Source organism: Barnesiella intestinihominis YIT 11860 (assembly GCF_000296465.1).
GTDB classification, from domain to species: Bacteria; Bacteroidota; Bacteroidia; order Bacteroidales; family Barnesiellaceae; genus Barnesiella; species Barnesiella intestinihominis.
Window position 1 is genome coordinate 670,708 of the sequence record NZ_JH815205.1, and the last position, 22,762, is coordinate 693,469.

At 43.8% G+C, this 22,762-nt stretch carries 16 protein-coding genes and 1 tRNA gene; 8 read left to right on the forward strand and 9 right to left on the reverse strand.

The window, feature by feature from the left end; all coding sequences use genetic code 11:
* Nucleotides 1–98: 98 nt before the first annotated feature.
* Entirely contained in the window at nt 99–1,379 is a 1,281-nt protein-coding gene (locus HMPREF9448_RS11705; RefSeq protein WP_157260375.1) for a type IX secretion system plug protein, read from the reverse strand.
* A gap of 303 nt (nt 1,380–1,682) precedes the next feature.
* On the opposite strand from HMPREF9448_RS11705, the gene HMPREF9448_RS11710 reads away from it, so the two are divergent.
* Both HMPREF9448_RS11710 and HMPREF9448_RS11715 read left to right on the forward strand, forming a co-directional pair.
* A complete protein-coding gene (locus HMPREF9448_RS11710) occupies nt 1,683–2,885 on the forward strand; it encodes a C1 family peptidase (protein ID WP_008862787.1) in 1,203 nt (400 codons plus the stop codon).
* Between the two features lie 4 nt (nt 2,886–2,889).
* Nucleotides 2,890–3,627, forward strand: coding sequence for a hypothetical protein (locus HMPREF9448_RS11715; RefSeq protein ID WP_008862788.1), 738 nt, complete (start codon nt 2,890–2,892; stop codon nt 3,625–3,627).
* On the opposite strand, the gene HMPREF9448_RS11720 is transcribed toward HMPREF9448_RS11715, so the two are convergent.
* The 3 genes from HMPREF9448_RS11720 to ung are packed head-to-tail and all read right to left on the reverse strand — an operon-like array spanning nt 3,618 to nt 5,892.
* Nucleotides 3,618–4,688, reverse strand: a complete 1,071-nt coding sequence (locus HMPREF9448_RS11720; protein ID WP_083855870.1) for an acyltransferase family protein — start codon at nt 4,686–4,688, stop codon at nt 3,618–3,620. The two genes, HMPREF9448_RS11715 and HMPREF9448_RS11720, sit on opposite strands and share 10 nt — an antisense overlap.
* Nucleotides 4,689–4,748: 60 nt before the next feature.
* Nucleotides 4,749–5,255, reverse strand: a complete 507-nt coding sequence (locus tag HMPREF9448_RS11725; RefSeq protein WP_008862790.1) for a C-GCAxxG-C-C family protein — start codon at nt 5,253–5,255, stop codon at nt 4,749–4,751.
* A complete protein-coding gene (gene ung, locus HMPREF9448_RS11730; protein WP_008862791.1) occupies nt 5,230–5,892 on the reverse strand; it encodes a uracil-DNA glycosylase in 663 nt (220 codons plus the stop codon). The genes HMPREF9448_RS11725 and ung overlap by 26 nt, the downstream gene beginning before the upstream one ends.
* Nucleotides 5,893–6,014: 122 nt before the next feature.
* Between ung and HMPREF9448_RS11735 the strand changes: the two genes are divergently transcribed.
* The 6 genes from HMPREF9448_RS11735 (at nt 6,015) to trxA (ending at nt 14,596) form a co-directional block, all read left to right on the forward strand.
* Nucleotides 6,015–6,086 (forward strand) — tRNA-Arg (locus tag HMPREF9448_RS11735).
* A gap of 537 nt (nt 6,087–6,623) precedes the next feature.
* Nucleotides 6,624–8,162: a M48 family metallopeptidase gene (locus tag HMPREF9448_RS11740; protein ID WP_008862792.1), complete on the forward strand. Its 1,539-nt coding sequence runs from the start codon at nt 6,624–6,626 to the stop codon at nt 8,160–8,162.
* 105 nt (nt 8,163–8,267) lie between these two features.
* A complete protein-coding gene (locus tag HMPREF9448_RS11745; RefSeq protein ID WP_008862793.1) occupies nt 8,268–8,921 on the forward strand; it encodes an HAD family hydrolase in 654 nt (217 codons plus the stop codon).
* A 2-nt stretch (nt 8,922–8,923) separates the two neighbouring features.
* Complete coding sequence (locus tag HMPREF9448_RS11750) at nt 8,924–10,096, forward strand: M24 family metallopeptidase (RefSeq protein ID WP_008862794.1); 1,173 nt, start codon at nt 8,924–8,926, stop codon at nt 10,094–10,096.
* Nucleotides 10,097–10,321: 225 nt separating this feature from the next.
* The gene (dnaE, locus tag HMPREF9448_RS11755) at nt 10,322–14,203 is read left to right on the forward strand and encodes a DNA polymerase III subunit alpha (RefSeq protein ID WP_008862795.1); all 3,882 of its coding nucleotides are present in this window, start codon (nt 10,322–10,324) and stop codon (nt 14,201–14,203) included.
* Between the two features lie 78 nt (nt 14,204–14,281).
* Nucleotides 14,282–14,596, forward strand: a complete 315-nt coding sequence (gene trxA, locus HMPREF9448_RS11760; RefSeq protein WP_008862796.1) for a thioredoxin — start codon at nt 14,282–14,284, stop codon at nt 14,594–14,596.
* Between the two features lie 87 nt (nt 14,597–14,683).
* Here trxA and HMPREF9448_RS11765 read toward each other — a convergent pair whose 3' ends face one another.
* From HMPREF9448_RS11765 to HMPREF9448_RS11790, 5 genes are all read right to left on the reverse strand, one after another.
* Nucleotides 14,684–14,968: a winged helix-turn-helix domain-containing protein gene (locus HMPREF9448_RS11765; RefSeq protein WP_008862797.1), complete on the reverse strand. Its 285-nt coding sequence runs from the start codon at nt 14,966–14,968 to the stop codon at nt 14,684–14,686.
* Nucleotides 14,962–15,576 carry a hypothetical protein gene (locus HMPREF9448_RS11770; RefSeq protein WP_008862798.1) on the reverse strand — a complete coding sequence of 205 codons (615 nt, stop codon included), beginning with the start codon at nt 15,574–15,576 and terminating at the stop codon, nt 14,962–14,964. The genes HMPREF9448_RS11765 and HMPREF9448_RS11770 overlap by 7 nt, the downstream gene beginning before the upstream one ends.
* A gap of 885 nt (nt 15,577–16,461) precedes the next feature.
* A complete protein-coding gene (secA, locus tag HMPREF9448_RS11780) occupies nt 16,462–19,767 on the reverse strand; it encodes a preprotein translocase subunit SecA (RefSeq protein WP_008862800.1) in 3,306 nt (1,101 codons plus the stop codon).
* A gap of 103 nt (nt 19,768–19,870) precedes the next feature.
* Nucleotides 19,871–21,454 carry an alkaline phosphatase family protein gene (locus HMPREF9448_RS11785; protein ID WP_008862801.1) on the reverse strand — a complete coding sequence of 528 codons (1,584 nt, stop codon included), beginning with the start codon at nt 21,452–21,454 and terminating at the stop codon, nt 19,871–19,873.
* A complete protein-coding gene (locus tag HMPREF9448_RS11790; RefSeq protein ID WP_008862802.1) occupies nt 21,444–22,688 on the reverse strand; it encodes an Lnb N-terminal periplasmic domain-containing protein in 1,245 nt (414 codons plus the stop codon). Before HMPREF9448_RS11790 ends, HMPREF9448_RS11785 begins: the two co-directional genes overlap by 11 nt.
* Between the last annotated feature and the right edge of the window lie 74 nt (nt 22,689–22,762).

Here is a 22,762-nt window from a genome sequence, read left to right on the forward strand (position 1 = left end):
ACAAGGTAAATATATGAAAAATTATTTGTACCTCATTGCTTTATTTACAATGATCGCGTTAGGAATAAATTCGGGGCATGGCCGAATCAGAAAGCCGATCAACGACCGGAATACCCCATTCCTATACCGATGAGTTTATCGTAACGTACTCCCTGCGGCCGATGATAAACCTTTACTAAATATTCGTTTACCGTTTCATAATAGTTTCCTTCGATAGGACCTGCCGAAGCGGCACTCCCTCCATCGGGCAAAAATAGGTATTGATAATTGTAAGAACCCTGTTTCAAGAGCAGGGTTTTCTCATATTTCCCAGAAGCAGGATTATAAACCATTTCGTTATAAGGGGTATACCGATGATTCGTCATTTCGCCATCGATATATATTTTTCCTCCCGGAATCGGATCGGAATCAAGCGTGAAATGCACGACGAAATAATCGGCTTCGGTATTGCTGTCGTCTGCCCCGCTTTGGCGTATGACGAAACGCCCGTTTTGGGTTTTATCATAAAGATAACTCGTTTGCGCTCTGGGAACAGACGTAGCTAACACGACGTGATAATATGGGTCGAAATAGTATATTTTTTCAACCCCTAATCCGGCATAACGGGTAGCTACCATTTCGAACCGACGAAATTCATTCCCCGCTTCGAATATCATATTGCGGTCATGACCGAAAACAATTTGATTCCCTTGTACCCTTAAAGGTCTATTTATAATAACCTCCTTATCCCGTCGGCTATTTTGAAGAATACTTATTTTCAATTCGTTATAAGGATTTTGAACCCGATAATTGTTGGTATTGAGAGCGACTTCTACCTGTTGATGCTCACGGTTATAATCTATATCGGTGCGAGATGTTACAGAAGGAGCGACCAAAACTTGGTTTTCATAGACCGAAAAACACACTTGCAACAAAATATTTTCCGGTTCGTTTTCGGGATAAACCACAAGCACATAATTACCCGATACTTTAAACTGTACATCGGCATTGGGAAGCGTAATCCTGTAATGCACATAATGCGCGAAAGTCGCAGTAGAAAATTCATATTCTTCGACAGAATTCGTATTGAAGCCATCGAGATATTCCAAATCCGACAAGTCGGAAGGACGCCAATCTGCATTACAATGTATAAGACTGTATTGCAGATAAGTGACATCTTCGGCCAACTCATCGAACGAAATCGTTATGTGTTCGTCGGTATTCAATTCAATAATGGGAGGGAACAATTCCCTACCTTCCACCTCGGTCTGTATAGTTCGAAATCGATCGGAGAAGGCTTGTGTTTCATACGGTTCCGAACGATTTTGGGCCGTTGCAGAAATGCCTCCCAAAAGGACACAAACAGAAATAAGCAATTGAAAAATATAACTTGTTTTCATAACCATTCCATTATCGAGTTACTGATGCAAACATACGAAATTTTACGCCTATATCCTAATATATCCCTTACAGCCATCAATTCTATCGCAATAGAACGAAAATAATTTATAACTCGAATCATACAGAATGCAGTTCGGCATGAAAAATAAATATATTTATTTTATCATACATCTACCTTTCGTTATATTATTCTGTATAATATAGGATGCGGTTCGGCATAGTCAAGCCGAAAATATAATTTTCGCTTGTCTCTGCACTCACCTTTCACTATATTTGTACCGTATTTTAAAATATAGTTGTGTATGAATTGTAAGTTTTTCACTATCGCTTGTGCTTTATTGTCAATGTCTTTCTGTTCATGGGCAAACGAAAATAAAACGGATTCTGTGGGTTACCAATTTACTGTAACCAAAGAATTGAATACCAACCCGGTAAAAGACCAAAGCAGATCGGGAACGTGTTGGAGCTTCTCGACTTTATCGTTTATCGAAGATGATTTGTTGCGTCAAGGAAAGCCTGCGGTAGACTTATCGGAAATGTTTATCGTGCGTAACGATTATATAGAAAAAGCGATTAAATATGTACGCATGCACGGCGATATCGCCTTTTCGGCCGGAGGTAGCGCTTATGACGTGCTCTATATCATCGATAAATATGGCATTGTTCCCGAGGAGGTTTATACCGGTTTGAATTACGGGACAGACAAGCACCAGCACGGAGAACTCGACGCTATCCTCAAAGGTTATGTCGATGCTATCATTGCCAACCCCAACAAAAAACTTTCGACGGCATGGCTCGATGGATTCAAAGCCGTGCTGGACACCTATTTAGGCAAAGTTCCCGAGAAGTTTACTTACAACGGCGTAGAATACACACCTCAATCTTTTGCAAAATCATTGAGTATAAAAGCCTCGGATTATGTTCCGTTGACATCATTCACCCATCACGATTTTTACAAACCTTTTGCCATTGAAGTACCCGACAACTGGTTATGGTCGGAATATTATAATATCCCGCTCAACGAATTGATGGAGACAATCGATTATGCTATCGATAAAGGTTTTACAGTCATGTGGGCTTCCGATGTAAGCGAGAAAGGATTCCAATATCTGAAAGGGTTTGCTGTGGTTCCCGTAGAGAAGAAAAACGAGAACCTGTCTGGAACCGAATTGGCTCGTTGGGTAAAATTGTCAAAATCGGAAAAAGAAGGAGAACTATATAAATTCGAAGAACCGGAGGAAGAACAATACATCGACCAAAAACTTCGACAAGAAGCATTCGATAACTACGAGACTACCGACGACCACGGCATGGTATTCGTAGGGACAGCCGTTGACCAGAACGGTACAAAATATTATAAAGTGAAAAATTCGTGGGGTACGGAACAAATTTATGGAGGCTTTTTCTACGCATCAGAAGCATTCGTGAAATATAAAACTATGGATATCTTGGTCCACAAAGATGCTGTTCCCGTAAAGATTCTGAAAAAATTACATCTGAAATAGCACGATGAAACGGCTTCGTCTATCTGGACTTTTGCTGTTGATATTGTGTTTGTCTCTATTGGCTATCCCGTTTTGGAACGACCGAATCGTACGCCGTTATATCGACAAAATATGGTTACACCGGACGAACTCGATCGAGAAGTTGCACGAGTTTGAACAGGAGTATAAAAATTTTGAGTGCGACGTGCTGTTCCTCACCGATTCAGCGACATTCGAGATAGGGCATGACGAACCTTCGGGCGAACCGTTGAAGCCCTATCTCGACTTTTTAGGAGCTAACCCCGACCGAGAACTTTGGCTCGATTTAAAGAATCTGGACGAAAGTAACTGCATACAAGCCGAAACGACACTTACCGGACTACTGGCACAGAGAGATGTCGATAAAGATCAATTGATTATCGAATCTCGTGATTGGAAAGCGTTACACCATTTTACACAAGAAGGGTATTACACTTCTTGCTATCTGGATATTCCCCATATAGACGAATTGTCCGACGCAGAATGTTTACACAGACTGGATTCCATTCAACAAATAGCCCATAGCGGAGCTGTTTCGGCGCTCTCCTTTCCGGCTTCGTATTACGCTTTTCTAAGGAATCTGGATTTCTCAGTAGATTTACTCACTTGGGAACATCGTCGATGGGCTTGGCAATTACCCTTCTTTTCCCGATCAAGGGCGATTCTGAAAGACGGGAGAATAAAAGTCGTTTTGGTGAAAGAAAAGGGACATTATCACAAATGAATCTTTTTATAAAAACAGGTCAAACACAATCGATATACCCACGCAACAACGATACAAAGCAAGAGATACAATAACCCGGATATCTCTGGGGGAAGGGCTTGATCGTGCGCAAGAACTTGTTGACGCACAAAAGCATGAGTTACAAACAGCGCAGCTGAAAGTTTTCCCATGAAAAGCAGAACGTTTTGAAGAGGTTCCTTTCTGGCAAGCGGGAGAACGGCAGCCACAGGAAAGAGGGCTAATATGGGACTAACCACCCACAAATAGCGATTGAACAAACTCAGAACAAAAAGAACGACTCCCAAAGAAATCCATCTCCACGAAATATATACAGGGTGACGAGACAGGAGAATGCCTACACAAAACACCGGTAACCACCCTATGCTGTTATAACGAAAAGCAAAAACCCAGTTATCCAACCCGAGACTAGACAACACAATGAGCAACGTCCACACCCCTGCTATAATACCCCATAGAACCTTGTCCGATGATTTCCGCAAGAATAATGCGTAAATAACATACAACAGAAATGCCATGCCGAAATACCACCACGGCCCGGCAATGATAAATCTGTCGGCAAGGCCATTGGCCGTAAAAGTAAGCATAAACAACATGTCGGTCCAAATCTTGTTATTACCCAGATAGGCATAGGTAAAATGCGTATACCCCGAATAACGGTCGAGAATAAGCAGTAGCGCCATAGGAACGAGCCATTTCCACAGTTGTATGGCTCGGCGCAAAATGATATACCACTTCGATTCCCCGCTGTGGTCATAACATTTGGAAAGTCCATAACCACTGACAAAGACAAAAATCGAAACTCCGTAATGTCCTAAAAAGGAAAATAGTGATAAAATTATAATGCGTAAATTACCAGACAACATGGCCTCGGTAAAACGGGAAACATTTTCGGGAGCATACTTAAACTCACATTCTGGCGGAAACTCAGGAAACGTATGAAAATAATTATGTAATATAATCAATAAAATACCAATACCTTTTACAATATCCAGATTTTTATCCCGCGTAAATGTTCGTAAATTACCCCCCCCCTTAAATATTCACATTCATTAGCATTATTTGTATTTATTTACATTCATCAGATGCAAAATAACATGAGATTACATTTCTTCCGATACCTCATTGAGCTTTTCACCGATCAATCGAGCAGCCGATGCTACATAATCGGCACAAGGGCGACGCTTGTAATACGTTTCGGTACGAGCCTCGGGAGTAGGACTATCGCTTTTATGGTCGAGTCCCAACAGCTCTCTGCAAATAATAGAACCGTTTAGGGCCTTCGATTTCTCTGCCAAATCCTGCACCGTGCCGTAAACGATTTTTCGTTTAGTCATATCCGACGGGATATCATTTTTGTAAAATAACCCAGCAACCATAAACATGCCGCTAACTGCACCGCACACTTCCCTCAATCGTCCCATGCCTCCACCCAACGGGGCACTGATAGACGCTGCCAAAGACGGGCTTATATCGAACAAATCGCAATAAGCCAACACAACGGCTTGCGCACAATTATATCCTTCCAGAAAAAAACGACGAGCCTTCTCCGCTCTTTGTTCCACATCTACTCTTTCCATACCGTTACCATTGAATAGGATCGACTCCATGAGCCTCTAAATATTGGTTAGTTTGACTAAAATGATGATTCCCGAAGAACCCCCGATGTGCCGACAAAGGCGAAGGGTGTGGAGATTGCAAAACAAGATGCCGACTGCGATCTATAAAATCGCCCTTCCGTTGGGCATACGATCCCCATAGGATAAATACCAAATGCTCCCGCTCTTCTGCCAATTTATGAATAACTGCATCGGTAAATGTTTCCCAACCTCTACCTTGATGAGATGCCGCCTTGTGAGCCTCAACCGTGAGAGTGGCATTCAAAAGCAAAACTCCTTGTTGCGCCCATCGAGTCAAATTTCCACTTCGAGGAACAGGGATTCCCAAATCGCTCTCGATCTCCTTGAAAATATTTTGAAGCGAAGGGGGAAAAGGAATCTGATCATTAACCGAGAAACAAAGCCCATGCGCTTGACGAGGCTCGTGATAGGGATCTTGCCCCAAAATAACGACCTTTACTTGGTCGAACGGGCAAGCATCGAAAGCCGCAAAAATCTGGCTACCGGGAGGATAAACCGTTTTAGTAGCATATTCGTGCCGTACAAAAGCCGCCAGATTTTCAAAATAAGGCTTGCCAAACTCGCTTTGTAAGCGCTGTTGCCAGCTAGATTCGATACGAACATTCATAATAATCGAATAAGATTTTAACCATATCTGTTTGCAAAGCTACAAATATTTCTTACTTTTGCCACGCAAACAGCGAATTGTTTCTCGTTTTTGAATAGAAGCAATCCCGCTTTTTTATATCGGCACCCGTAGTTCAATGGATAGAATAAAGGATTCCGGTTCCTTCGATTGGGGTTCGACTCCCCACGGGTGTACAAAGCAAACAGCCTGTCTATAACAGACAGGCTGTTTGCTTTATAGAAAATACATAAGATTACCCAGAATTATTTTGATTGTGTTTTTTAACCCCTCCGTCCTGCGGACACCTCCCCTATATTTTGCTGAACAAAATACAGGGGAGGAGTTTAAATAACCCTCTATTCGTTTGTGTCACTTCCTTTATGTTTTGCCTTGCAAAACACAGGGAAGGAGGTTGAATGCCCTCCTATCGCATTATTTATCGAATGAGATGGATCGTGCTCGTCCTTCTCCCCTGCCGTATCACGTAATATCACGGGGTGCCACATTAGCCATATAGAAGAGATGTCCGCAGGACGGAGGGAGTTGAAAAGATTATATAGTCTTTGATGGAGGGATCAGACGCATAAACGGACAACCGCCACTCATTTCCTACTGAGCCGATATCCTCACTAAATATCGACTAGGCCTAACTTTTTCTTTTATATTCACTTTCTTTCTGTTTTTATTCATCTGAATTTTGTAGTTTTGTCCTATACTATAAATCCAACATCATGAGAAAGGTCTTTCTTATCATAATCTTTATTTTTTCGTTGTCTCGGATTCATGCTCAACATGTTCAAATCTATGGAACAGATTTATCGGCTACACTACTGAAAAAGTATGAAGGGCTTGAAAAAGACTCTTTGATTAAAATTTCCGAAATCATTTTTGAAAAAAAACAGAATGTAGATGCATATCAAAATACGACATATGAAGATATGTATTATATACGTACTAATGAAAAGTTGATTCCTATAACTGGGAAATTGAAAGAAAGGCTTGCATTTGAATGTAAAACGCCACAAGATATTTGGGACTCCGAAGTTATTAAACATGTACTTCTCCCCCTTCAAAAAAAAGGATTACAAAAAGAATTACGATTAGAAAGAGAACAAGACGCATTGGATTATATTGACCGATTGAAATCTAATGGATTAGTATATAAAGATCCTTATCTCGAAAATTATATTTATGGACTGATAGCCCGAACAGCCCCTACACACTACATCGATAAAAGACCTTACAGAGTGAATTTACTCATAGTCGACGACTCGTCGTTGAATGCAGGCGTATATCCCAACGGAACATTAATCATTACAACGGGACTTCTCTCCTGCCTACATTCCGAAGATGAACTGATCGCCATACTCAGCCACGAGATAGCTCATTTTGTACTGGACCATCAAATACAAAATGTGAATAAAGCCATTTCTCGCAAGAACCGAGCTGCATTTTGGGCTACGTTGGCAACCGGTGTAACCGCTGTGGCAGAAGGCGTTGCTGCGGCAAATGGCAATTATAGCACTCCGGGATTGGCAACCCTCGGCGTGGCTACTCTATCCGGAGCTATTGCTTCGGAAGTAATCGATTGGCTGGGAATGAAATATAACCACAAACAAGAAAACGAAGCCGATGCTATCGCCAAAAATATGCTTGCAATCCTTCAACGCGACACTAATGCTTTATCATCGGCTCTGAACCATATACAACAGACCATAAATGAAGAAGGACTTGATGATATATATTTCGATTCTTTTACTCACCCGGCTTTGATTGAAAGAATTCATAAGCTGGGTGACCCGCAGACACTGCCCGATAACGATTTCGAAAGAAAAATATCATTCATCATTACCAATGCTGCCCACAAAAAATATGACAGCGGTCGTTTCACACAAGCCATCGACTTAGTTTCACAAAACATGGAGAACCACGTAGCGACTTCGGAAGATTACATCTTAAAAGCCTATTGCTTGTTTGCATTATACAACAGCGCTCAATCGAACGAAGAAGCATTATCACTTATCCATTCGGCAAAAGCCGTCGATCCAACGAATATCGAAGCCTATAAAGCAGAAATCGTCGCATACCTTCGGTTGGACGATAAAAATACGGCCTTGCGCTTATTGCAAGAGTACGAATCCATACTGGCCGATATGCAGCAATCCAACCACTCTTCTTATTTTATCGATACAGAAATAAGTTGGTGTAGAAACATGCAGATAAAATTAAACGGTATGCAAGTACAGCAAGCAACAATCCAACCATACTAAGACAAATATCGCTTCCTGTTTTTCATGCCGAAACCGACTATGATTCGACATGAAAAATAGATAAGCTCATTTTGTCCTTCTCCCGGCTTACACTATCTTTGCACTATGGAAAATAAAATAGATTGGAGCCGTACAGATGGATTAATTTTCGATATGGACGGAACCCTGTGGGATGCAGTAGACACATATGCCCGCATTTGGAACGAAGTATTTCTGCGAGCAGGAAAAGAAGTTCACATCACGAGGGAAAGCCTCATCGGTAACATCGGTATTCCTATTCCTAAGATTTTGGCAAACCTCTTTCCAGAAATTGAAAACGAAGAGGCAAACCGTTTCTCAAAAGAGTTAGCGGAACATGAGCCCGAATTATTGTCCCGTTACGGCGGTACACCCTATCCCGGCGTGGTTTCCGGGTTGGAACAACTCTCCTCGAAATACAAATTGTTTTTGGTCAGTAATTGCGACACCCATACTTTACCTATTTTCATGTCTTGTATCGGGATAACCCCTTTCATCACCGAGGCCATTTCATTCGGCGACACACATAAACCCAAGGGTGACAACATGTTATTACTGAAAGAAAAATATCATCTGCAACACCCCCTCTATATGGGCGATATAGAAGCCGACGGGCGGGAAACTCATCGGGCAGGACTACCGTTCGTATATGCCCGTTACGGATTCGGACACACCGACGATTATGAGTTAGCTTTCGATTCGTTCGAAGATTTCACCAATTTCTTCTTAAAACTTAAATAAAAATGTATTCGAGTAATTTTCAACCCGAGGCTTCGTTACGGTGGAAGAGAGTACAGTCGGTATTACAGTCGATAAATGCCGATGCCGTTTTGTTGAATACGAACGCCAATCTATATTATTCTTCGGGCCGGATATTCAACGGTTATACCTATATACCTTCGGAGGGTGAAGCGATTTATTTCGTCCGCCGCCCCATAGGGTTGAAAGGAGAAAATGTTCATTATATCCACAAGCCCGAACAAATACCGGCTTTACTCACCGAAATAGGGCTGCCACTTCCCCGTAAACTCGCAATCGAGTGGGATGCATCTCACGGCGATTTCACACGGTTATGCGCCGTATTTCCCGATGCAGAAATAACGAACGGCTCGGCTGTCATGCGGAAAGTACGTTCGGTAAAAACCGATTACGAATTGGGGTTATTGCACGAGTCCGCCGTGAAACATGCCGAAGTATATCATCGTATCGAATCGGTCTATCATAACGGAATGACCGATATCGAATTACAGATAGAAATAGAACGCTTGTTGCGGTTGCATGGGAATCTGGGGCTTTTCAGAATAAACGGACAAAGCATGGAGATTTTCATGGGCAATGTCATTTGCGGCGATAATGCAGATACTCCCACACCGTACGATTTTGCTATGGGAGGAGCCGGATTGAGCTGCTCGATACCGGTAGGTTGCAATGGGTCGCTCATTCGTCCGGGCATGGCTGTGATGGTAGACATGTGCGGCAATTTCACCGGATACATGACTGACATGACCCGGGTCTATTCGGTGGGGGAATTACCCGACCTAGCTCATCGAGCCCACCAATGTTCCATCGATATTCATCGTGCTGTAAGCCAAATGGGTAAACCGAGCGTAAAGGCGGCCGACTTATATAATCTAGCGATTTCGATAGCAAAAGAGGCCGGATTGGAAAATTACTTTATGGGACATACCCAGAAGGCCGGATTTATCGGACACGGTGTAGGTATCGAAGTTAATGAAGCTCCGGTCTTAGCTCCGCGCTCGAAAGATATTTTAGAAGGGAATCAAGTCATAGCTCTTGAACCGAAATTTGTCATACCCCATGTAGGCGCTGTTGGAATCGAAGATACCTATATGGTCACACCCGAAGGTATGAAGGCCATTACAAACGCTCCGGTAGAAATAGTATCTTTATCGTAAAATATCTTTTTGAACCCTTCCGTCATTTCGTGACACCTCCCCTATCGCTTTTTACCGTGCGTAGTGGAGGAGGTTAAAATGCATTATCCGTTATCCCCGCTCTATAAAAATAGGAACGTGGGTAAAAGATAAAGATGCAACCTCGCCGATTTTCTATCGTTGTGCCCTTTTTTCTCTGCGAATAACTTCGTAACTTTAAGCCCCTGAAACTAAATTTATCTGTTTATGCAACCCTTTATTCATCTGCACGTTCACTCCCAATATTCTATTCTTGACGGTCAGGCTTCGATTCCGGCATTGGTCGATAAGGCTATACGCGACGGAATGAAAGGTTTGGCATTGACCGACCACGGTAATATGTTCGGGATAAAAGAGTTTTTCAATCTGGTAAAAAAGAAAAACGGAGCAACAAAAGATGCCATTAAAGGTGTACAGAAACGAATCGAAGCCATCGAAAGCGGTGCGGAAGAGGTAGAAGACAAAGAAAAAGAATTGGCCTCCCTGCAAGAAGAAAAGGCAAAACTCGAAGCCAAAATATTCAAGCCGATATTCGGGTGTGAAATGTACGTAGCCCGTCGTCGGCTTACCGACAAAGAAGCCACACCGAGGGAAATACGTACTACCGTCGTTAACGAGGTCGAGGGCTTTTCTATTCGTCGGGGAGCTGTCGACGAGGGTGGTTATCACTTGGTTGTCCTTGCAAAGAACCTGAAAGGTTATCACAATCTGGTCAAATTGGTATCGAAAGGCTGGACCGACGGATTTTATTCCCGTCCCCGTACCGACAAATACGAACTCGAAAAATATCACGAAGGGCTGATTGTTTGCTCTGCATGTCTGGGTGGAGAGATTCCGAGAAGAATCCTTACCGGCGATATTCAAGGAGCCGAGGAGGCTATCCTATGGTTCAAGAATATCTTCGGAGAAGATTATTACCTCGAATTACAACGCCACAAAGCTACCGTACCGAGAGCCAACCACGAAACATATCCGCTGCAACAAGTAGTGAACGATCGGCTGATAGAGTTCTCTCGCAAGCATGGAATCAAACTGGTATGTACCAACGACGTTCATTTCGTGGAAGAAGAAAATGCAGAAGCACACGACCGCCTCATTTGTTTGAGTACGGGTAAAGATTTGGACGACCCCAATCGCATGCTATATACCAAACAAGAGTGGTTAAAGACCCAACAGGAGATGAACGACATCTTCTCCGATGTGCCCGAGGCTCTATCCAATACGTTGGAAATTCTCGATAAGGTAGAGTTTTATTCCATCGACCACCCGCCTTTGATGCCCACTTTCCCGATTCCCGAAAACTTCGGTACAGAAGAAGAGTATCGAAAAAAATTTACCGAAGAAGATTTGTTCAACGAATTCACTCGGGACGAAAACGGGAATGTCGTTTTGAACGAAGCCGCAGCACACAAGAAAATAGAAAATTTGGGCGGTTACGACAAGCTGTATCGTATCAAGTTGGAAGCCGATTACCTGAAAGAATTGACTTTCAAAGGAGCGCATGAACGATACGGAGAGGAATTATCCGACGAAATTATGGAGCGAATCACTTTCGAACTTCATATCATGAAAACGATGGGTTTTCCGGGTTACTTCCTCATTGTACAGGATTTCATCAATGCAGCCCGCAGAGAGCTCGATGTCTCGGTCGGTCCGGGACGTGGTTCAGCCGCCGGTTCGGTTGTCGCTTATTGTTTGAAAATTACGCAGATAGACCCTCTGAAATATGATTTGCTATTCGAACGATTCCTTAATCCCGACCGTATTTCCTTGCCCGATATTGATGTGGACTTCGACGACGACGGTCGTGGGCGGGTATTGCAATGGGTAACCGAAAAATACGGAGCCGAAAAAGTGGCGCATATCATCACCTATGGTACGATGGCTACAAAATTGGCGATTAAAGATGTAGCCCGTGTACAAAAACTACCGTTGCCCGAATCGGATCGTTTGACTCGCTTGATTCCCGACCGTTTACCCGAAAAGAACGGGAAAGCCCAGAAAATAAACCTGAAAAATTGCATCGAGAACGTGAAAGAATTGCAGGAGGCTTGCAATTCGAGTAACGAACTATTGGCCAATACGATGAAGTATGCCCAAATGCTCGAAGGAAACGTGCGTAATACCGGCGTTCATGCCTGTGGCGTTATCATCGGGCGTGACGATATAACCGATTGGGTTCCGGTGAGTACAGCCGACGATAAAGAGACCGGAGAGAAAATGCTCGTTACCCAATATGAAGGCAGCGTTATAGAAGATACCGGCTTGATAAAAATGGACTTTTTGGGATTAAAAACACTATCCATTATCAAAGAAGCCGTCGAGAATATTCGCCAAACTCGTCACATAGACCTCGATATCGACTCTATTCCTATCGACGACCCCAAGACGTACGAATTATACAGTGCCGGACGGACGACCGGAACATTCCAGTTCGAGTCCGCCGGTATGCAAAAATATCTGAGGGAACTGCATCCCACGACGTTCGAAGACCTCATCGCCATGAACGCTCTTTATCGTCCGGGACCTATGGAATACATACCGCAATTCATCGCCCGCAAGCATGGGAAAGAACCTATCGTGTACGATATTCCTATCATGGAAAAATATCTGAAAGATACTTACGGAATTACGGTATATCAAGAGCAGGTCATGTTGCTCTCCCGTTTGCTCGCCAATTTCACACGCGGTCAATCCGACGGATTGCGTAAAGCGATGGGTAAAAAACTGAAAGATAAACTGGATGCGTTGAAGCCCCTTTTCATTTCGGGCGGCGAGAAAAACGGACATAAAAAAGAAGTACTCGAAAAAATATGGGCCGACTGGGAGAAATTCGCTTCTTATGCTTTCAATAAAAGCCATGCCACATGCTACTCATGGGTAGCGTTCCAAACGGCATATCTGAAAGCCAACTATCCATCGGAATATATGGCGGCAGTGCTGAGTCGAAACCTCAATAACATCACGGAAATCACGAAATTCATGGACGAGTGCAAATCCATGAAGATTCAAGTTTTAGGTCCCGATGTCAACGAAAGCCAGTATAAGTTCTCGGTAAACAAGAAAGGGAATATCCGTTTCGGATTAGGAGCAATCAAGGGAGTCGGCGACTCGGCGGTACAAGCCATTGTCAAAGAGCGCGAAGCCAACGGCCCGTATAAGGGAATATTCGACTTTGTGGAACGAGTCAATCTTTCGGCTTGTGGTAAAAAAACGATAGAGTCATTGGCTATATCCGGAGCCTTCGACTCATTCAAAGAAATTCACCGGGAAGATTTCACTGCATTGAACAGCAAAGGAGAAATTTTCTTAGAAACATTGGTACGTTACGGTGTAAAAGTACAAAACGACAAAATGTCCCAAGCTACGTCTTTATTCGGAAGCGTAGCTCCCATCGTAACGACCCCGCCCGAAATCCCACGAGGCGTGCCTCTCTCCGACATCGAGCGTTTGGACAAGGAAAGAGAGCTCGTTGGTATGTACCTTTCGGCACACCCGCTCGATGCCTATAAATTGGAATTATTGTACGGTTGCAATACCCGCATGACCGATTTGAAAGACCGAGAATCCCTCTTAAATAAAGAGCTGACATTCGGAGGAGTGGTTGTCGACTACCGAACGGGAATCGGGAAAAGAGGCGGCCAATATGGCTTCCTTAAAATAGAAGACTATTCGGGAGCCGAAGATATACCTTTATTCGGCCAAGACTTCATAGACTACGGAAAGTATGGAGCCAATAACGGAACTTTCGTGTGGATAAGGGCACGCTGTCAACCATCGAAATTCACCCCCGGCCGTATCGATTTGAAAATTTTGGAGATAAAGCTACTATCCGAATTAAAAGGTACTTTACTTAATTCCATCACAATCGAGCTACCGGCCCGATTGGTAAAAAACGGATTCATACAGACACTTTCCGAATTTATGCCCCCGGCACACCAGCACAAGGCAGAATTGAGTTTCAAAATATACGACTCGGAGTTGGATAAATCGGTACGGCTGAGATCGAGGCGCAAACCGACGATAACGGAAGAACTCATCGATTTTTTAAGTGAGAACGACGAGGTCTCTTTCAAAATAAATGAATAATCGTTTGCGACTCAACCAGAGATTACCTACTTTTGTTGTAAAATAAATTGAAACAATAAAACAGTAAAAAATAAAATTATGGCATTGAAAATCAATGATGAAAATGCAAAAGAATTGATTGCCTCCGGCAAACCGGTAGTTATCGATTTTTGGGCGGAATGGTGCGGCCCTTGTCGCGCAATCGCACCTTCGGTAGACGAACTTGCAGAAGAATATGAAGGCAAAGTGATAATCGGGAAATACAATGTTGACGATGACGCCGATTTAAGTGCAGAATACAGTATTCGCAATATCCCCACCTTGCTCTTTTTCAAAGAGGGTAAACTAGTGGACAAACATGTCGGTTCTGCTTCGAAAGCCGATTTGGAAGCTAAAATCAAAGCACTGCTGTAAAAAATCCGAAAAGGAAATCGTATAAACCCCTCGCCTATATGAATACAAGGCGAGGGGTTTCTTTGTCTTGGAATAGAGAATAGTTCTTTACCAGTTAAGATACTCTTTCAAAGTATTTACATAAGCTTCGAAAGCCTCCCTTCCTTTTTCGGTTATTTGGCACGATGTCCTTGTTTTCTTACCGACAAATTCTTTCCTGACCCGAATATATTCGGCTGCCGATAATTTATCTATCTGCACACTCAGGTTTCCGGAAGTCACCCCGGTCTTTTCTTTCAGATAAACAAAATCCGCCTCATCTACCGACAAGAGAATCGACATGACAGCCAATCTCAACTGCGAGTGTAACAATGGATCTAATTCTTTCAACATATCTTTTTACACTTTGCATTAAGAATATGCCCCGGAACAACCATCATGACGACAAACGATCCCCCGAAATAGAGCTGCCACACCATAGGCGTATGTAAAGAAGGCATAGTCATAAACATATAAATAGCCGTGACAAGCGCGAGCAACGGGAAATAAGTAAGGCTGGATTCCTTGATAACCAGACCGGTAATCGACGTACCCATACCACAATACAACAAAGCCAACGGCATCATCAACCCGAAATTGACACGACCGATAACAAATCCCAATACGATCATCGTCAAGACAGTAAGTACAAACAATGCCCCTATGACTCTCCATGTTTCGTTGATCATGCGGTCGGTATAAGTCACTACTTTCGGCCTATTTCTTTTCTCCCGTACGCTGCTGACAAGAAATGGCAAAAACATCAAGAACCACCCGGCACTCCACGCACTGTTTCCCGTAAAGTAAACCAAAGCATAGATAACGATCGATAGAATAGCAGCCGTATAGCCATACATCAAAAATTTATTTCCACTGCCACTCCCGATGCTTTGTTTTGTAACTCGAATCATCTGAGCGATGAGTTCCAAACTCTCTTTCTCATTCATTTTCTGTTCTTCCATAAGTCGATTTTTAGATTTACAAATTGGTTTATTTTATAAACTATATAGCTATATACTCTCTTTTCATGCTATAATTATAGCACAAATATAAATCGGTTTATATTATAAACCAAATAATTTTCTAAAAAATTTTTATTATGATATATTTTTCATTGGCAAGAGAGACAACAGACCTTCTCTGTTATACAATTTTCCATACTCTAATAGATAAGAGAAGAAAAGAGATTTCGCTCTTTTCAACTAAAACATTTTACAAATCCAGCTTGTACAAAACATTTCTTTCATCTCGATTTATAAGTAAAGGAGAAACTAAAACAGTTCTGTCGATAATTAATGGAGATTGTCCGTTTATGCCTCTAACCCCATATAATCTTTTTCAACCCCTCCGTCACTTTGTGACACCTCCCCTATATTTTGCTGTGCAAAACACAGAGGAGGAGGTTGAATACTTCTTTATCTTACCGGCAAAAATTACATGATAAAAGAATGTCGCAAAACTCCTCCCTGCCGTGTCCCGTGGCATTACGGGGTGTTCCCAAAGAAATAGGGGGAGCGCACGCAAGGTGAGGGGGGCCTTACAGTCAAAAATCCTATATACTATCTTTTTTAACCACTCTCCTCGTCGCTACCGCTCCTCCGTTTCTCTCCTATATGGCTCCGCAACACAGGTGAGAAGGAGTAATACACTTTGTATAGAAATTTAAGCAAGAATCAACCCTTCACCGAAATGTCCGGAATATGTTTATCGACAAGAGACTCATCGCTAAAATTCAAGTTTTCCCTTTACGAATTTTTTACTAAATCACTAAACCACCGACTCTATTTCATAAAAAAGGCGATTCCTTTGCAGGAACCGCCTTCATTATTACTAACACAAAAAGGATATTAAAGTCCTTTCCCGTGACAATTTTTATATTTCTTACCACTACCGCAAGGACAAGGATCGTTACGCCCCACACGTGGTGCAGCCTTAATCGGCTCGGTGACCCGGGGCTGTTGAGGAGCAGCCGCAGCGGCAGCTTGTGCTGACTGGCCGGGATAATCGTCTTTTTGAGTACGATACTTGCTGTAATCTTCCCTTCGTTCGGGAGCTGCTTCACGCACATCTTGCGGTTCCTGAATATAAATCTGTCCCCGCATGAGAACAGCGATGGCTTTCCGGTTCATCGTCTCGACCATCTCCTTGAAAAGATTGAACGATTCGAGTTTATAAATCAACAGCGGATCTTTCTGTTCGTAGCTGGCATTTTGCACAGATTGACGCAATTGGTCGAGCTCACGAAGATGCTCTTTCCAAGCCTCGTCGATCGTCATAAGCAACACGGCTTTCTGGAATTGCTTAACGACCGATTGCGACTCACTCTTATAGGCTTCGTTTATATCGCAAGCAATACCGAATACACGCTTGCCATCGGTAATGGGCACTCGTATCATACCCGTGGATAATCCCCGTTGTTCCACAAACGGTTTTATATTCATGTGAGCGATCTCGGCCATACGGTCGCCTTTGCGCTTAAAGGTAGCGACAACGGCCTCATAAAGGCTGTCGATCACTTCGCTCTTTTTCATGGAGCGGAATTTCTCCTCATCGAAAGGCATTTCCACGGCAAAAATCTTGAACATCTCCATCGACAAGTCTTCGTAATCGCTCGTACCGTCATAGGTATCGGCCAAAGACTCTATCGTGTCATAGAACATATTCATAATATCGATGCCGATACGTTCTCCCATCAAAGCATGGTGACGCTTGGTATAAATCACATTACGCTGTGCATTCATCACATCGTCGTATTCGAGCAATCGCTTACGGATTCCGAAGTTATTCTCCTCTACCCGGCGTTGGGCATTCTCGATGGACTTGGAAACCATATTGTGTTCGATCATCTCGTCTTCTTTAAGACCCAGACGGTCGAGCATTTTCACTACCCGATCGGTAGCGAACAGACGCATAACCGTATCTTCGAACGAAACGAAGAACACCGAAGAACCGGGGTCACCCTGACGACCGGCACGACCACGCAACTGACGGTCTACACGACGGGATTCGTGACGCTCGGTTCCGATAATCGCCAAACCTCCGGCTTCACGCACGGCCGGCGAGAGCTTGATATCGGTTCCACGACCGGCCATGTTGGTAGCGATCGTGACCGTACCTGTTTGTCCGGCTTGTGCCACGATCTCGGCCTCGCGTTGGTGCAACTTGGCGTTCAATACATTGTGTTTAATCTTACGCAAAGTCAACATACGGCTCAACAATTCCGATATTTCGACCGAAGTCGTACCTACCAATACAGGACGACCTGCTTCTACCATTTTCACGATTTCTTCGATGACGGCGTTGTATTTCGCCCGTTTGGTTTTATATACCCGGTCGTTCATATCGATACGAGCTACCGGCTTATTGGTAGGAATCGTCACGACATCGAGTTTATAAATATCCCAGAACTCCCCGGCTTCGGTCTCGGCAGTACCGGTCATACCGGCCAGCTTGTGATACATACGGAAATAGTTCTGCAAAGTAATCGTCGCAAAAGTCTGCGTAGCGGCCTCTACCTTAACGTGCTCTTTCGCCTCGATAGCTTGGTGCAAACCATCGGAGTAGCGGCGGCCTTCCATGATACGCCCCGTTTGCTCATCAACGATTTTCACTTTATTATCGATTACCACATATTGGTCGTTCAATTCGAAAAGGGTATACGCCTTTAACAGCTGATTCACCGTATGAACCCGCTCGGCCTTGATCGCGTAATCTTGCAAGATTCCGTCTTTTTTGGCTTGTTTTTCTTCGGGAGAAAGTCCTTGATTTTCAAGGTCGGAAAGCAGCTCGCTGATATTCGGCAATACGAAGAAATTAGGATCGTCCGATTTCCCGGTCATCACATCGAGACCTTTGTCGGTCATATCGATACCGTTATTCTTTTCATCGATTACAAAATAGAGGTCGTCCGTAATCTCAGGCATACGACGGTTGTTATCTGCCATATAGATAGCCTCGGTTTCGAGCAACAAAGGTTTAATACCCGGTTCGCTCAAATATTTGATAAGCGCCCCGTTCTTAGGTAATCCTTTGAAACAACGATACAACAGTACGGCTCCTTCCTCACGAATCTTTTTATCATCGGAAGCTATCTTAATCTTGGCTTCGGCCAACAACTTCGTAACCAAGTTTCGCTGCATCTTCACCAATTCTTCCACTTTGGGCTGGAACTGCTCGAACATCTGGTCATCGCCTTTGGGGGTAGGACCGGATATAATCAACGGCGTACGTGCATCATCAATCAACACAGAGTCGACCTCATCGACAATCGCATAGTTGTGCATGCGCTGTACCAAGTCGAGCGGAGAGCTGGCCATATTGTCACGCAAGTAGTCGAAACCGAATTCGTTGTTCGTACCGAATGTAATATCGGCGTTATATGCATTACGACGGGCTTCGGAGTTCGGCTCGTGCTTGTCGATACAATCCACCGACAAACCGTGGAACATATAAAGAGGCCCCATCCACTCGGAGTCACGTTTCGAAAGGTAGTCGTTCACGGTTACCACATGTACGCCATTGCCCGACAAAGCATTCAAGAATACAGGGAGCGTAGCGACCAGAGTCTTACCCTCACCAGTAGCCATCTCGGCGATTTTACCCTTATGCAACACGACACCGCCGATCAGCTGCACATCGTAGTGTACCATGTCCCAAACGACCTCGTTACCACCGGCCATCCAGTGATTGGCATAAATAGCTTTGTCGCCTTCGATATGTATAAAATCATGGTCTACCGCCAAGCTCCGGTCAAAATCATTTGCCGTAACCTCGACAGTTTCATTTTGGCTGAATCGACGCGCCGTCTCTTTCATCACGGCGAAAACTTCGGGAAGCGATTCGTCGAGAACATCTTCTATTTTTTTCAATATCTCTTTCTCGATTTTATCGATTTCTTCCCATGTAGACTCGCGTTTATCGTAATCGAGCGTTTCTACATGCTCTTTCAGTTCGGCGATACGTTTACGGTCATCGGCCACCGAATCCTGAATATGTTGTTTCACCACATCGATACGGTGACGCAACTCATCGTTCGACAATTTTTCAAGTTCGGGCGAAATAGCCTTTATTTTCTGAATGTAAGGCTCTATTTCTTTTAAATCGCGCTGCGACTTATTACCGAACAGCTTTTTTAATAAATCATTAAATCCCATATAAAGTATTTGTTTTATTCGTTAAAAATTACCTATAAGGCAAAGGTATAACATACCCTGCAAAAATAGTGCAAATTTTGCTAACTCCGCAAAAAGGAATGAATTAGTATTGTATTTCGAGAAGCGGAGCATCGGCCGAACCATTCGGCGAACGAATCCGCAAAAGGCGAGAAACGGTAGGAGCGATGGCCGTCGCACGCACCGGAGAAGTGATACGTACCGGCTTCACATCGTGTGCCAAAATAAAACACGGTGCAGGAACAGCATTGACACGAACATATTCGCGGGTATCGTTCGCATCCTCATAGACGACCTCCCAACCGGGACACAAATCCAGCACGAGATCGCCCGACAGTTTGGGATAATAGCCGTTTCGCATGGCGGCGACACGATCGGTTCCATTACTCAGCAACAGACGTTGCGATGTATAAACGTCTTGTACACCCGTCATCTGAATCAGAAACGAAGCTGCCCGATTACGCATTTCATCGGCATCGATATCACGCTCCTTAATCAGTTTCCGGTTCAAGAAAATCTGTCGATTCTGGTAACCTATCACCCAATCTCCTTGACCGTAAAGAGCCATCAGATAAACATTCAGCAAAGAGACTGCACGCCGGGGATAAAATTCTCCCGAAGGTATATTATAAATGGGCGACTCTTTCGCCTCCCCCTTGAAATATCCCGTAGAGGTCAAAAAAACGACCGTGTTGGCAAGACCCACTTTCTTGTCTATTTCATCGAGCAGACGGGCTATATCCCTATCCAGTCGCACATAAGTATCCTGCAACTCCAAGCCGTAGTCCTGTATGGTCTTGTTCAGATACACGCCGGCCGTATAACCGACATTCAGCATATCGAGGACACCACGGCGTCCCAAAAGTCCTTTATCCAAGAACTCCACGGCAACATCGGTAATCTCCTGATTAACCAAAGCCGTCGTCTTAAACTGCACGAACTTATCACGGCCGTCTCGGGCAAAAGTTCGTTTAAAAGAAAAATCATTCGTCAGATACGGTATGGCCGTATAACGGTCGGGCGTATAAACCGGAGTCCAAGAAAGCGTATCGATACGAGCCGATAAAGAACGCACATAATTGAATTGTTCGACATAAGCGGGAACATCACGATAATAAGTGGTCGTCGCCCACTTGCCATTCCTATCGTTAATCCAGAAAGCGCAATTAGCCGCATGTCCCGCACTGATAATAGACTGCTGTGCATCGGGCGCTACGGCATACACGCGTCCCAATCCTCCGCTCACGATTTTTACCTCGTCGCTGAGCGTCGAAGTACGAATACGTTCAGGTGAAAAAGTTTCATCGGTATAATTCCCTATCTTGGACGGGTCGTTCAGAATAAACTCTTCCCGCAGAAATGCCGTATTGAAAAAACGCTCCGACGGAATGCCATGAAAAAACGGAGTTGTTCCCGTATACAGAGTAGCCGTTGCCGAAGCCTTATCGATATTCGGGAAATCGAAAACCAAATTTTCACAGACAACTCCCTCTCGCATCAACCGTTTAAAACCCTTTTCCCCGAAAAGGTGTTGCAAGGCTTCCAAATAATCGGTACGCAGTTGATCGACCGTAATACCCACCACCAAACGAGGACTGTTGTCAGCAGACTGCACCAACGGCACGACCAGCAGAGAAAAGAGAATTGTCGCTAATACTTTATTTTTCATCTTTGTTTTTCTCCGTTTTTTTCAAACGAACGGATACCGCCAAATAGGTAAACGAACGAATTACCAATACCAACACCAACGGAAAAAATGCGGCATTAAACTGTTGTGGAATCCAGTGCCAAAGGGCCACAAATAACAACAACCCTGCAAAGTTAGCAAAATGATAGTATCTAACGATACTTTTAAGAGATTTAAACCAAATAAAAAGAGCCATCAACAGCCAAAAGGGATGCAACCAAAACGCCGAATAGTTGGGATAAGTTGCCGGGTGAACAGAAACGAACATAAGGAAAAACACGACTAAGCCGCCCAATCCGTAAATCGAAAACAAGACTGTATCGAATACCCGGGAATACCTTTTTCGGGAAATATCATATACCGACACAGCCGCGACAAAGAAGAAAAACAACCATGCGACGAAAAGTGGCGTCAAATAAAATGGTGTTTCGGGAGGACACGCCGGAACCTCAGGATCGTACAGCACCTCCGTTCGGCTCACCAACGGGACAGCCGCCGAGTCGGGACTCATTTGAACGACCGCCTCGGAAAAAGCTTTCTCTAATATTTCGGGACCGAACATTTGTTCCCGATAAGTCATCGGCCTATCCAAACCGCTTCCCAATGCCAAGTCGATACCGAAAATCAACCACGGGCAAATACCCGCATATCGGTCTATCTCCTCACGAAAAGTAGGCAAAGACTCCCCCGGCTCTTTGTATCGCACCTTGTTATCCAATACCATCTCTACCATATTACGAGGACGGGTAGCACAATTATCGAACAGGAAATTATACCGATAAACCCGGTTCTGAGGCATGGCATTAACCAACAGAGCCTCGAATAAGGCTCTGCTTTGTATGGGTGTCAAGTTCAACACCTGTTCATCGACCTTCGATTCCCGAAACTGATAATTTAACAAGAAATCGGGAAAATCGTTTATTCCTAAACAATAATCGGTTTCACCTTTCGTGAACCGCCAGATAAAGCCGGGCGCATCGAAATTAAACATGCCATAATTGAAAACATAATCGAAACCTCCGGGCCTCTGCTGTTTCACCCGTAGCGCCGTATGACCGAACAACTCATACACCTCCGTTCCGGGTCCGCAAGTCAATAAACTCACTTGTAAAGTATCGGGCAAGATTCCCGGTTTTGATTCCTGCGCTTGTATTTTCTCGTTGGCAAACAAGACCACAAGAATAAAACCCAGAATTATATATAGTTTCTTCTTCATAAACACTCCACATTATTGCAGCAAAATCGGTGTAAAAGTACAACTTTCCATCTAATTACCTCGGTATGTAACTC

Bases quoted from the DNA above. Each gene is read 5' to 3' on its own strand.
- HMPREF9448_RS11705 (WP_157260375.1), bottom strand. From the start codon at position 1,379: ATGAAAACAAGTTATATTTTTCAATTGCTTATTTCTGTTTGTGTCCTT.
- HMPREF9448_RS11710 (WP_008862787.1), top strand. From the start codon at position 1,683: ATGAATTGTAAGTTTTTCACTATCGCTTGTGCTTTATTGTCAATGTCT.
- HMPREF9448_RS11715 (WP_008862788.1), top strand. From the start codon at position 2,890: ATGAAACGGCTTCGTCTATCTGGACTTTTGCTGTTGATATTGTGTTTG.
- HMPREF9448_RS11725 (WP_008862790.1), bottom strand. From the start codon at position 5,255: ATGGAGTCGATCCTATTCAATGGTAACGGTATGGAAAGAGTAGATGTG.
- ung (WP_008862791.1), bottom strand. From the start codon at position 5,892: ATGAATGTTCGTATCGAATCTAGCTGGCAACAGCGCTTACAAAGCGAG.
- HMPREF9448_RS11740 (WP_008862792.1), top strand. From the start codon at position 6,624: ATGAGAAAGGTCTTTCTTATCATAATCTTTATTTTTTCGTTGTCTCGG.
- HMPREF9448_RS11745 (WP_008862793.1), top strand. From the start codon at position 8,268: ATGGAAAATAAAATAGATTGGAGCCGTACAGATGGATTAATTTTCGAT.
- HMPREF9448_RS11750 (WP_008862794.1), top strand. From the start codon at position 8,924: ATGTATTCGAGTAATTTTCAACCCGAGGCTTCGTTACGGTGGAAGAGA.
- dnaE (WP_008862795.1), top strand. From the start codon at position 10,322: ATGCAACCCTTTATTCATCTGCACGTTCACTCCCAATATTCTATTCTT.
- trxA (WP_008862796.1), top strand. From the start codon at position 14,282: ATGGCATTGAAAATCAATGATGAAAATGCAAAAGAATTGATTGCCTCC.
- HMPREF9448_RS11765 (WP_008862797.1), bottom strand. From the start codon at position 14,968: ATGTTGAAAGAATTAGATCCATTGTTACACTCGCAGTTGAGATTGGCT.
- HMPREF9448_RS11770 (WP_008862798.1), bottom strand. From the start codon at position 15,576: ATGGAAGAACAGAAAATGAATGAGAAAGAGAGTTTGGAACTCATCGCT.
- secA (WP_008862800.1), bottom strand. From the start codon at position 19,767: ATGGGATTTAATGATTTATTAAAAAAGCTGTTCGGTAATAAGTCGCAG.
- HMPREF9448_RS11785 (WP_008862801.1), bottom strand. From the start codon at position 21,454: ATGAAAAATAAAGTATTAGCGACAATTCTCTTTTCTCTGCTGGTCGTG.
- HMPREF9448_RS11790 (WP_008862802.1), bottom strand. From the start codon at position 22,688: ATGAAGAAGAAACTATATATAATTCTGGGTTTTATTCTTGTGGTCTTG.